This is a genomic window from Streptomyces sp. NPDC031379 (genome assembly GCF_055569615.1).
In genome coordinates this window covers 398,763-409,127 of sequence record NZ_JBVIIT010000003.1, presented here as the reverse complement: position 1 = coordinate 409,127, position 10,365 = coordinate 398,763, and the positions used below count along the sequence as shown (strand labels likewise).

At 74.9% G+C, this 10,365-nt stretch carries 11 protein-coding genes; 3 read left to right on the top strand and 8 right to left on the bottom strand.

The window, feature by feature from the left end; genetic code table 11:
• Positions 1 to 120: 120 nt before the first annotated feature.
• The gene (locus tag ACZ5CW_RS06760; protein ID WP_468599012.1) at positions 121 to 1,200 is read right to left on the bottom strand and encodes an NADH:flavin oxidoreductase/NADH oxidase; all 1,080 of its coding nucleotides are present in this window, start codon (positions 1,198 to 1,200) and stop codon (positions 121 to 123) included.
• A 131-nt stretch (positions 1,201 to 1,331) separates the two neighbouring features.
• Between ACZ5CW_RS06760 and ACZ5CW_RS06755 the strand changes: the two genes are divergently transcribed.
• The gene (locus ACZ5CW_RS06755) at positions 1,332 to 1,694 is read left to right on the top strand and encodes an ArsR/SmtB family transcription factor (protein ID WP_468599010.1); all 363 of its coding nucleotides are present in this window, start codon (positions 1,332 to 1,334) and stop codon (positions 1,692 to 1,694) included.
• A 36-nt stretch (positions 1,695 to 1,730) separates the two neighbouring features.
• Here the strand turns inward: ACZ5CW_RS06755 and ACZ5CW_RS06750 are convergent, their stop codons facing one another.
• From ACZ5CW_RS06750 to ACZ5CW_RS06720, 7 genes are all read right to left on the bottom strand, one after another.
• Positions 1,731 to 3,065 carry an FAD-dependent oxidoreductase gene (locus ACZ5CW_RS06750; protein WP_468599008.1) on the bottom strand — a complete coding sequence of 445 codons (1,335 nt, stop codon included), beginning with the start codon at positions 3,063 to 3,065 and terminating at the stop codon, positions 1,731 to 1,733.
• Positions 3,066 to 3,201: 136 nt separating this feature from the next.
• The gene (locus tag ACZ5CW_RS06745) at positions 3,202 to 3,876 is read right to left on the bottom strand and encodes a TetR/AcrR family transcriptional regulator (protein ID WP_468599006.1); all 675 of its coding nucleotides are present in this window, start codon (positions 3,874 to 3,876) and stop codon (positions 3,202 to 3,204) included.
• A 163-nt stretch (positions 3,877 to 4,039) separates the two neighbouring features.
• Positions 4,040 to 4,585: a GNAT family N-acetyltransferase gene (locus ACZ5CW_RS06740; protein ID WP_468599004.1), complete on the bottom strand. Its 546-nt coding sequence runs from the start codon at positions 4,583 to 4,585 to the stop codon at positions 4,040 to 4,042.
• 119 nt (positions 4,586 to 4,704) lie between these two features.
• Positions 4,705 to 5,394: an HAD family hydrolase gene (locus ACZ5CW_RS06735; RefSeq protein ID WP_468599002.1), complete on the bottom strand. Its 690-nt coding sequence runs from the start codon at positions 5,392 to 5,394 to the stop codon at positions 4,705 to 4,707.
• A gap of 10 nt (positions 5,395 to 5,404) precedes the next feature.
• Positions 5,405 to 6,112: a phosphatase PAP2 family protein gene (locus ACZ5CW_RS06730; protein WP_468599000.1), complete on the bottom strand. Its 708-nt coding sequence runs from the start codon at positions 6,110 to 6,112 to the stop codon at positions 5,405 to 5,407.
• Between the two features lie 138 nt (positions 6,113 to 6,250).
• Entirely contained in the window at positions 6,251 to 7,186 is a 936-nt protein-coding gene (locus tag ACZ5CW_RS06725) for a M56 family metallopeptidase (RefSeq protein WP_468598998.1), read from the bottom strand.
• Between the two features lie 159 nt (positions 7,187 to 7,345).
• Positions 7,346 to 7,915 carry a DUF5134 domain-containing protein gene (locus ACZ5CW_RS06720; RefSeq protein ID WP_468598996.1) on the bottom strand — a complete coding sequence of 190 codons (570 nt, stop codon included), beginning with the start codon at positions 7,913 to 7,915 and terminating at the stop codon, positions 7,346 to 7,348.
• A gap of 162 nt (positions 7,916 to 8,077) precedes the next feature.
• On the opposite strand from ACZ5CW_RS06720, the gene ACZ5CW_RS06715 reads away from it, so the two are divergent.
• Both ACZ5CW_RS06715 and ACZ5CW_RS06710 read left to right on the top strand, forming a co-directional pair.
• Positions 8,078 to 9,742 (top strand): FUSC family protein, encoded by a 1,665-nt coding sequence (locus ACZ5CW_RS06715; RefSeq protein WP_468598994.1) that lies wholly within the window; start codon positions 8,078 to 8,080, stop codon positions 9,740 to 9,742.
• Positions 9,739 to 10,359 (top strand): MarR family winged helix-turn-helix transcriptional regulator, encoded by a 621-nt coding sequence (locus ACZ5CW_RS06710; RefSeq protein ID WP_468598992.1) that lies wholly within the window; start codon positions 9,739 to 9,741, stop codon positions 10,357 to 10,359. The genes ACZ5CW_RS06715 and ACZ5CW_RS06710 overlap by 4 nt, the downstream gene beginning before the upstream one ends.
• Positions 10,360 to 10,365 lie beyond the last annotated feature (6 nt).

The window sequence follows — 10,365 nt, the reverse complement described above, 5'->3', positions numbered from 1 at the left end:
TGACCCCCCATCTCCCCCCCTTCCGGTCTGCCACCCATCGCTCTCCCCCCCCCCCTCCCCCCTCCCTCCCCCCCCCTCCCCCCCCCCCCCCCCCCCCCCCTCGGCGGGCGGCTGCCCGGCTCAGACCGACCGGTGGTACTGGTTCGGCACCGGCACCTCGCCGCCCAGATCGCGGGCCGCCTGCCGGGCCCAGGAAGGGTTGCGCAGCAGCTCGCGGCCCAGGAAGACCGCGTCGGCCTCACCGTTGGCGATGATCTTCTCGGCCTGCTCCGCCTCGGTGATCAGGCCGACGGCGCCGACGGGCAGCGGCGTCTCGGCCTTCACCCGGGCGGCGAACGGGACCTGGTAGCCGGGCCGGGTCGGGATGGTCACCCCGGAGGCGTTGCCGCCGGTGGAGACGTCGAGGAGGTCGACGCCGTGGGCGTGCAGGTCGCGGGCGAAGCGGACCGTGTCCTCCGTGCTCCAGCCCTCGTCCTGGAGCCAGTCGGTGGCCGAGATGCGGAAGAACACCGGCTTGTCCTGCGGCCACACCTCCCGCACGGCGTCGACGACCTCGAGGGCGAACCGTGTGCGGTTCTCGTACGAGCCGCCGTAGGCGTCGGTGCGGCGGTTGGAGTGCGGGGAGAGGAACTCGTTGACGAGGTACCCGTGGGCGCCGTGCACCTCGACGATCTCGAAGCCGGCGGCCAGCGCCCGGCGGGCCGCCGCCGCGAACTGCCCGACGATCTCCTCGATCTGATCGACCGTCAACTCCGTAGGTACGGGGTGGCCCTCGGCGAAGGGCACCGGGCTCGGGGCGGCCGGCTGCCAGCCGTGGGCCTCCGGCCCGACCGGCGCGCCGCCCTGCCACGGCCGGTCGGTGGAGGCCTTGCGGCCCGCGTGCGCGAGCTGGACCGCGGGCACCGAGCCGTGGGCGGCGACGAAGCGCGTGATCCGGCGGAAGGCCTCCACCTGTGTGTCGTTCCACAGGCCGAGGTCGTAGGGGGAGATCCGGCCCTCCGCGGAGACCGCGGTGGCCTCGGTCATGATCAGCCCGGTGCCGCCCGTGGCGCGCGCGGCGTAGTGCGCGAAGTGCCAGTCGTGCGGCGCGCCGGTCAGCGGGCCCTCCGGTTCGGCCGAGTACTGGCACATCGGTGACATCCACACCCGGTTCGGGATGGTCACTTCGCGCAGGGTGAAGGGCTCGAAGAGCGCGCTCACGACGGACTCCATTCGTCACGGGACCGGTGGTCGGCTCGTACGATAACCCTCGTACTACGAGAAATGTCAAACTACGAAGCCTCTCGTACAATGGGCGTGGCCGAAGAACTCCGCGACGAAGGGCTGCCGCCGTGACCGACACCGCCACCACCGGCCGGGCGCTGCCGCACCCGGAGCGGGAGGAGATCCGGCTGGAGGCCGTGCTGCACGCCCTCTCCGACCCGATGCGCCTGTGCATCGTCCGCGAACTGGCCGCCGATGACGCCGAGTTGTCCTGCTCGGACTTCGAGCTGCCGGTGACCAAGTCGACCACCACGCACCACTTCCGGGTGCTGCGGGAGAGCGGCGTCGTCCGGCAGGTCTACCGCGGTACGGCCAAGATGAACGCCCTGCGACGGGACGACCTGGACGGCCTCTTCCCGGGGCTGCTCGACAGCCTTCTCGCCGCCGCCGACCGCCAGTCCCTCCGGCTCGGCGACGGGCCCCGAACCTGAACCGGGCTTCCCCGGAAGGTGGCCGAAGAGCCGGGACTACGACGACCGCGCGGCCCCGAGCAGCGCGTCCCAGTCGGCCAGCTTGACCACGCTCCGCCCGAGCCGGGCCCCCAGCGCCGCCTCGGCCCGCTCGATGGACAGCCACCCGCTCCAGGGGACGGGTTCGACGCCCGTCTCCCGGAGTGCCGCGACCGGATCCGCCGGCACGTCCTCACGGGCCAGTCCGGGGGCGTCGGCGAGCAGGGAGAGCACCGTCTCCTTCGCGCAGGGCCGGTTGGTGCCGATGACACCCGTCGGGCCGCGCTTGATCCACCCGGAGACGTACTCGCCCGGGGAGGGGACGCCGTCGCGCAGGACCCGCCCCGCCACGTGCGGCACCGTGCCGGTCGACGCGTCGAACGGCAGCCCCTCCAGCGGTACCCCGCGATAGCCGACCGACCGCAGCACCAACTGGGCGGGCACGTCCTCGTACCGGCCCGTGCCCGTCACCCCGCCGAGCCCGTCCGGCACCGTCCGTTCGAAGCGGACGGCGCCCACCCGGCCCTTCTCCGCGAGCAGTTCGACGGGCCGCAGGAAGAAGCGCAGCCGGATCCGCCGCTGTGCGGTCGCCGGGGGCTGTGCCGCCCAGCCGCGCAACACCTCCATGTTGCGGCGCTGCACGGCCGGCAGCGCGGCGGGGTCGACCGGGTCCGCCGTCACGTCCGCCGGATCCACGACCACTTCGGTGCCGGGCAGGACACCCAGCTCGCGCAGCTCCTTCGTGGTGAAACGGGCCTGCGCCGGACCGCGCCGGCCCACCATGTGCACCTCGCCGAGCCCGCTCGCCGCCAGGGTGTCCAGGGCCGCCTGCGGGATGTCCGTCGGACGCAGCTCGGCGGCGCCCCTGACCAGCATCCGCGCGACGTCCACCGCGACATTGCCCACCCCGATGACCACCGCCGACCGCACCCCGCGCAGGAACCCCGCGTCGGCCGCGTCCGGGTGCGCGCTGTACCAGGACACGAACTCGGTCGCCGACCAGCTGCCCGGCAGCTCCTCGCCCGGGACGCCGAGCCGGCGGTCGGTGGCGGCGCCCACGCAGTACACCACCGCGTGGTACAGCTCCCGCAGCCGCTCCACCGGCAGGCCGCCGGGACCGCCCACCCGGACCCCGCCGAGGAACCGCACCCGCTCGTGCTCCAGCACCGTCCGCAGACTGCCCTGGAGGGACTTGATCTTCTCGTGGTCCGGGGCGACGCCGTAACGGACCAGGCCGTACGGACACGGCAGCCGGTCCAGGACGTCGACGTGCACCCCGGAGTCCAGCTGGACGAGACTCTGGGCGGTGTAGCACCCGCTCGGCCCGGAACCGACGACGGCGACTCGCAGCACAGCGGTGCTCCTTGCCCGAAGGAGAGTGGTGTGCGGACGTCTCCAGCATGGCACTGCCGGGCCCGTGACGGCAGGGGCCGGCGGGGTGACCCCCGAGCACGGGCGGTGTGATCATGCGATTGCGTGGCGCGGGTCCTCAGGGCCGGCTCGGGCGTTCCTCCGTCGCGAAGAACCGGGACAGGTCCTGGTCCCGCTCCGGCGCCCCCGCCTCCGCGCCGCTCTTCGGCGGCATGCCCAGCTCCCAGTCGAGCCCGTATCGCCGGAACAGTTCGGCCCGCAGCGTCGGGACGGGCATCGGCGCCCCGGGCACCAGTGCCGCGTACACAGCGCCCATCAGCAGGGCACGCAGCATCGGATAGTCGGCCGGGACGTCCTGCGAGCCGTACCGGGCTACGGTGTCGCTGAGCAGCTCCGACAGCCGCCGCTGCTCCACGCACTGCACGAAGCCCTCGGCCTGGAGCATCCCCGCCATGTGCTGGCGCATGAGCACGGGCCGGTCCCGGGCCAGGCCCAGGATCGCGTCGATGGCCCGGGCGAGCCGCTCCCGGCCGTCCTCGGTGCACGGCTCCCGCTCCAGCGCCTCCTCCAGCGTGCGGTGCATCAACCGGTGCACGGCCGACTGCACGAGCTGGCGCTTGCCGGGGAAGTAGTACGACACCAGCCCGCGCGCCGAACCGGCGCGGTCCGCGATGTCGCCCAGGGTGGTGGCCTCGAACCCGTTCTCGCCGACCAACTCCACGGCGGCGTGCAGCAACCGCTCCCGGGAACGCCGCCGCAACTCTTCATTGACCGAGGCGCTGCGCGGGGACATCCTGTAACTCCTGCGTTGACTGGCTGCCAGCCAACTATACTCACCGCGGGAGGGCACCGCTGTGCGCGGCGCCGGCCGAGAGCTGCCGTCCGTCTGGGGCGACGCGGGGGATCGTCTCAGGCGGACGGCGCGGGGCCGGCGGGCGGTCACCGGCCCCGGCCCCCTACCCGTCCCGCCGCACCTCCCGCTCGCCGTCGGCCACAACGGCTTTCTCCAGCAGTGTGAAGGACTTCGGCGCACCGCCCGGTTGCGGCTTGCCGGCCTTGTGGCCGACGACCCGGTAGCCGGCGTCCCGGTAGTAGGCGTTCAGGCGCGCGTTGCCGGCCAGGCAGTCCAGGCGTACCGCCGTCCGCCCCGCCGCGGCCACGCGCCGCTCGGCGGCTCGCAGCAGCAGCCGCCCCGCCCCGGGCGGAGCGCTGTCGCGGTCGACCATGAGCCGGTGCACGTAGCCGGCCACCGGCGGCTGCGGCCCCCAGGCGTCCTCGTCCGCCCACCACAGCTCCCAGGCCCCGGCCACGCGACCGCCGGCCTCGGCCAGCCAGACCTCTCCGCCCGTCATGACCCGGCGGAAGTGGTCCTCGCCCAGTTCGCCCGGCCGCCACTGCCCGGTGATGCCCCGGGCGACCATCCAGCGAGCGGCCTCGTCGCGCAGGCGGACGAGGGCCGTGAGGTCGGCGGTGTCGGCGAGGCGGAAGTGCAGGCGGTTCATCCGGCGATGATCGCATGGGCGCGCGAACGTCGTACCGATGAGCAAGGGGTGCCGTAGCGGGCCAGGGGAACGGCGATGACCATCGAGAACGCGGCGTCGCATGCCCCGCGTTCGCGCGGTCAGCCCACCAGGTCCAGCACCGGCAGCAGCGCGTCGGGCCGCCGGCTCACCGGCAGGTGGTCCACGAAGTGCACACGGCAGCCGAGCGCGGCGGCGCCGCCGTCCGCCGCCCTGCTGTCACCGACCATCAGCGCCTGCCGCGGATCGACGCCCAGCGCCTCGCAGGCGACCGAGAACAGCCGCGGGTCCGGCTTCTGCACGCCGTGCTCGTACGACAGCACGTACGCGTCCACATAGGAGTCGAGCCCGTGCTCGCGGAACACCGGGCGCAGATCCCAGCCGATGTTGCTGACCACGCCCACCCCGATCCCGCGCTCGCGCAGGGTGCTCAGCACCTCGGCGGCGTCCGGGTACGGGGACCAGGCGGCGGGGGACATGTGCCGCTCGTACAGCGCGTCGTGCAGAGCGGGGTCGGGCAGTCGCACCCGCCGGGACAGGCCCGTGTAGGCGGCCCGGTGCAGTTCCGCGCTCTCGTCCCGCACCTCCCACACACCGGCCAGGTCCGCCGGCACCTCCACCGGCGCCGCACCGCCCGGCAGGGCCCCGGCCTCCTCCAACGCCCGTGCCGTCGCGGCAAGTTCGGGCTCGGGCAGGGCGAGGCCGGTCGCGTCCAGCACCCCACGCAGCCAGGACTCGGCGGACTCGACGCGGAACAGCGTCCCGGAGAAGTCGAACAGCACGGCGGTCATGGGCCGGACTCTACCCGGGCCGCTGCCTGGGCAGTTCCGCCCGGCCGGCACGCGGCCACTCGTACGCCACCACGGCCAGCGCCGCCATCAGCGCCCCGAACAGCCAGCCGCCGACCACGTCCGAGAGCCAGTGCACGCCCAGCCATACCCGGGTCACGCCCACGCCCACCACCGAGACCAGCGCCGCCGCAACGGCCGTACGCCACAGGACGCGGCCCGCTCCGAGGCGGTGCAGGAGCCACAGCAACAGGCCCCAGACCACCGTGGCCGTCATGGCGTGGCCGGAGGGGAAGGCCGCGTAGTGGGCGGAGTCGACGGGGTCCGGCCAGACCGGCCGGGGCCGGTCGACCGCGGCCTTCACCGAGTGCTGCACGATCGTCGCCAGGGCGCAGGTGACCGCCAGCCACACCGCCGTCCACCAGGCCGCCCGCCGCCACACCAGCCACACCGCGGCCGCCGCGCAGACCAGGCGCATGGTCAGCGGGTCCCAGACCCAGTCCGTCAGCACTCTGAAGGTCTGGGTGACCTCCCGGTCGTGCACCGCCCAGCGGTGGGTGGTCCGGGAGACGTCGCCGTCCACGGTGAGCAGCGGATGCCACCGGACGGCGACGAGGACCAGCAGCAGTACGGAACAGGCGCCGAGGGCCGCGGCCAGGAGGGCCGCGGTGCGCAGCGCGCGCGGACGGGACGACGGGGGCGTGGCGGGCCGATGGTGCATGCCGCGATCTTCGCCGACCGGGCGGCCACGGGGCCAGCCGCAGGGCGGCGGAGTCCGCCTCGACACGCCGCGGCCCGTACGACACCGGCCGGCCGGAGGGTGGCCGCCGGTTCCGGCTCGCCGTTCGCGTCGCGGGGGTCAGCCCACCGCCCGCAGCGCAGGGACCAGCGCCACCAGCACCGGAACCACCGGTACGAGCGCGGCGGCCGCCGTCAGGCGCAGCCGGCGCAGTGCGGGCAGCCGGTCCGGCGGGGTCAGCAGTCGGTGCACGCGCTGCGGCACATGCGCGTGCGGAGTCGGGGCGGGCCCGAACACGCCCCGCTCCTCGTTGAGTTCGACCAGGGCGAGCGCGGTCGTCAGCCGTCCGCAGCGCCGCGAGGCCATGTCGTCGGCGGCCAGCTCGACCAGCCGGTGCATCTCGTCACGGAACGCGGCGAACACCGGAACCTGCGGGAACCCGGCCGCGAGCGCGGCCGAGCAGTGCAGCAGCCAGTCGTGCCGTGCCTGCGCGTGCCCCTGCTCATGGGCGAGCAGGGCGTCCAGCCGACGTCCTTTCAGGCGGCGCAACGCGCCGGTGGTGACGACCAGCCGGGGTGCCGCGCCCGGCAGGCACCAGGCGTCGGGGCGCTCGCCCTCCAGCACCACCAGCCGGCCGCCCGTCGGCTCCTCGCCCGGCAACAGCGGGGCACGCACGAGGAGTTCGGCCCTCCGCCCGCGCCGCCGGGCTCGGGCCCGTACGACCTCGCGCACGAGCATCGCAAGGCTCCACAGGCCGCCCGAGGCGAGCAGTACGGCGGTCGTCGCCGCCCATGGACCGGCGGCGCCGAGGGCGTACGCGTCCGCGACCCCGCTCGGCGCCGGGGCGAACACATGCCCGCGCACCGCCTGCCAGGCCGCCGCCGCGCTGAGGGTCATCGACAGCGCGCAGCACAGCAGTACGGCGGCCACCACGCACTGCCACACCCAGAGGGCGACGACCGGTTCGCGCTCCGGCCAGTCGGCCCGGGCGAGCAGCCGCGGGGCGACGACGGCGGTCAGGGCGCCGAGCAGCAGCAGGGCCACGGGGACCATCATGGTCAGCACCCTATGAGCGCGAAGCCGCTCAGGGGTACGGTCCGCGGCACCGAAGTGACGCAAGCAACGCATGCACATCGCGCATCCGGCGCCCCGGCGTCACGGGACGGCGGCCCGCGTCGCCGGATGCCGGTACTCCACATCACCGGCATCCGGTGTTCACATCGTCAGCAGCATCGCCACCATCCCGATCCCCATCGACAGCCGGCACGCCCGCGCCAGCTCGGGGCGGTCGCCCCAGCGGGCGACCGCAGCACCGGCCTCGGTCGCCGTGCCGGTCGCCGCGACGGCGGCGGGCACGAGCCGGGCGCCCGAGAGCAGCACGTAACCCGTGAAGTACACGAGGAGCGCACCGGTCAGCAACGGCACCCCGGAGCCACCGTGCGCATGGTGCGCGGCGGGTGGGGACGCGGCCATCGCCACCGCCATGTAGACCATGGCGGCCGTGCCCACCAGGTGGTGCAGATGGTGCGGGCCGCTGCGCGCGGCCCACAGGGTGCGCAGCGCCGCCGCGCCGAACACGGCCGCGTACACCGGCCACGCCCACCCCGGCGGGGTGAACGCCGCCGCCGGTACGGCCATCGCGGCCATCCCGAAACCCATCAGCGCCTCGCCGCCCGCGGCCCGGCGCTGCTCCTCGACGCCGCTGCGCATGCGCAGCAGGCAGTAGGCCCCCGTCGCCGCGCACAGGGCGACCAGCAGCCAGGCTGCCGACACCGGTCCGTGCATGCGCACCTCCCCGTTCGACGCTCGGTCGAGGGTGCGATGCCCAGGGCAGGCGGAGCGCACACGAGCGCAAGGATGTACACGGGGAGCATTCGGCGGAGCACCCATGGTGAGGAGCACGGTCCCTGTATGCTTTACGGGTAAAACACATGCTAAATTGATGGTATGAGCAGTGCGACCCCCCACCGTCTTCCCCTCGCCGGAGCACTCCGCCTCGGTCGGCCCTCCGACATCTGGTTCAAGCCCGCGCTGAGCGTGGTCGCCTCGGTCGCCCCGCCGAACCTGACCCTGCTGGCACTCGGCCGCCTCGACCTCGCCATGTACACGATGGCCGGTTCGCTGTGCGCCCTCTACGGCCACAACCGGCCCTACGCCGCCCGCGCCCGGACCCTGGCCTGGGTGGTGCTCGGCATGGTCGGCGGCCTCGCGCTGTCCCTGCTCGCGGCGTCGCTCACCTCCGACGCCGTCGTCCTCGTCACGGTCGGCGCGCTCATGGCGGCCGCCCAGAAGACCGTCTGCGACGCCACCCGCCTCGGACCGCCCGGGAACGTGGTGCTGACCTTCATCAGCTCCGCCTCGCTGTTCGCGCCGCAGACCCTCGGCCAGGTACCCGGACACGTCGGGCTGGCCCTGGCGGCCGGCGCCTGGGCCTGGCTGGTCGGCATGGCGCCCGGGCTGCTCCGCCCGCACGGCCCCGAGCGCCGCGCCACCGCGACCGCCCTGAACGCCGCCGCCGCGTACGCCGGAACCCGCGGCACCGCCGACGGCCACGCCCGGGCCCGCGCCGCGACCGCCGCCGCCATCCACGCCGCCTGGCAGTCGCTGCTCGCCGCGGGCGCCCGCCCCGACCGCACCCGGCGCGCCCTCGAGCACCTCCTCGTCCGCGCCGAGGTCACCCTCGCCGCCCCCGCCGACGCCGACCCCGCACGGCTGCGCGCCTGGGCCCGCGAACTGCGCGGCACCGGCCGGGTCCCGCGCGTGGCGTCCCCGCCTGAGTCCGCCGACGAACTGCTCGGGGTGGACGCCGAACTCGCCCAGCCGCGACGGCCGCTGCGGCACCGTCTCGCCCCCTTCGCACCGCTCGCCGCACGCACCGCGATCGGCTGCGCCCTGGCCGGATACGCCTCCCTCGCCCTCGGAGTCGGCCGCCCCTACTGGGCGCTGGTCACCGCGGCCTCCCTCTACCAGGCCAACGTCACCCTCACCTGGAGCCGGGGCATCCAGCGCGTCGTCGGCAACCTCGTCGGGGTCCTCGCCTTCGCCGCGCTCGCCCCGCTGGCCCATCTCCACCCGGCCGCCCTGGTGCTGTGCTGCCTCGCCCTCAATTTCGGCGCCGAGGCGCTGATCGGCCGCAACTACTGGCTCGGCAGCGTCTGTGTCACCCCGATGGCCCTGCTCATCACCGAGTTCGCCCGCACCCAGGACCCGGGACGGCTGATGACCGAGCGCGTCGCGGACACCCTCATCGGCGCGCTGGCCGGCTTCGTCGCGGCCGTCGCCGTCACCAACCGACGCGCCGGTGACCGCCTGGAACAGGCGCTCACCGCGGCGGAACGCGCCCGCGAGGACGCCGCCCGCCTGCTCGCCGAGCCGCACCCCGCGCCGCGTGCCCTGGAGTCCGCCCGCCGCGCGCTCGCCGGCGCCCTGGTCGACCTGCGCGCCACGGCCGACGCCGCATCCGGCGAGTGGTGGCAGCGCGCCCTGCCCGAGGAGCGGGTCGTGCTCACCGAGCAGTCCGGACACCGTACGCTCGCCGCGACGGTACGACGCCAGGGCCTCGTGCCGCAGGACCACGACCCCGGCAGGACGACGGAGGACATACGGCCATGACGGCGAGGAACGGCGAACCGGCGCCGGGGAGCGACGCGCCCGGCGCGGGACCCGAGCACGAGGTCGCGGCCGGTGCACGAACGCCGTACACACCCGCCACGGCCGGCGCCGCCCGCAGCGACACGGTCGCCGGCGTCGTCCGGCAGTGGCGGGCCGTGCACCCTGAGCTGGACACCGGGCCCATGGAGGTGATCGGCCGGATCAACCGCTGCGCCGCGCTCCTCCAGCAGGCCGAGGACGCACCGCTGCGCCGGGCCGGTCTCAGCCGCCCCGAGTTCGACCTGCTCGGCGCGCTGCGCCGCACCGGCCATGAACTGACCCCGGGGGAACTGGCCCGGGAGACGTTCTCCTCGGGGGCCGCCGTCACCAAGCGGCTCAAGCAGCTGACCGCGCGCGGGCTGGTCGAGCGGCGCGGTGACACCCGCGACCGCCGCGTGGCCCATCTCCGCCTCACCGACGCCGGCCGTGAACTGGTCGACGGCATCCTGCCCGAGCAACTCGGCTACGAGACGGCCGTCCTGTCCGTGCTGGCGCCCGAGGGACAGGGCGAACTCGCGGGCCTGCTGGCCGAGCTGCTGAGCCGCCTGGAGGGCAGGATGGGCGCGCTGCGCTCCTAGGGCCCG

Excerpts from the sequence above, each read along its gene's own strand:
- ACZ5CW_RS06720 (WP_468598996.1), bottom strand. The coding sequence starts at position 7,915 with ATGCACGGACCGGTGTCGGCAGCCTGGCTGCTGGTCGCCCTGTGCGCG.
- ACZ5CW_RS06730 (WP_468599000.1), bottom strand. The coding sequence starts at position 6,112 with ATGCACCATCGGCCCGCCACGCCCCCGTCGTCCCGTCCGCGCGCGCTG.
- ACZ5CW_RS06745 (WP_468599006.1), bottom strand. The coding sequence starts at position 3,876 with ATGTCCCCGCGCAGCGCCTCGGTCAATGAAGAGTTGCGGCGGCGTTCC.
- ACZ5CW_RS06725 (WP_468598998.1), bottom strand. The coding sequence starts at position 7,186 with ATGATGGTCCCCGTGGCCCTGCTGCTGCTCGGCGCCCTGACCGCCGTC.
- ACZ5CW_RS06735 (WP_468599002.1), bottom strand. The coding sequence starts at position 5,394 with ATGACCGCCGTGCTGTTCGACTTCTCCGGGACGCTGTTCCGCGTCGAG.
- ACZ5CW_RS06740 (WP_468599004.1), bottom strand. The coding sequence starts at position 4,585 with ATGAACCGCCTGCACTTCCGCCTCGCCGACACCGCCGACCTCACGGCC.
- ACZ5CW_RS06715 (WP_468598994.1), top strand. The coding sequence starts at position 8,078 with ATGAGCAGTGCGACCCCCCACCGTCTTCCCCTCGCCGGAGCACTCCGC.
- ACZ5CW_RS06710 (WP_468598992.1), top strand. The coding sequence starts at position 9,739 with ATGACGGCGAGGAACGGCGAACCGGCGCCGGGGAGCGACGCGCCCGGC.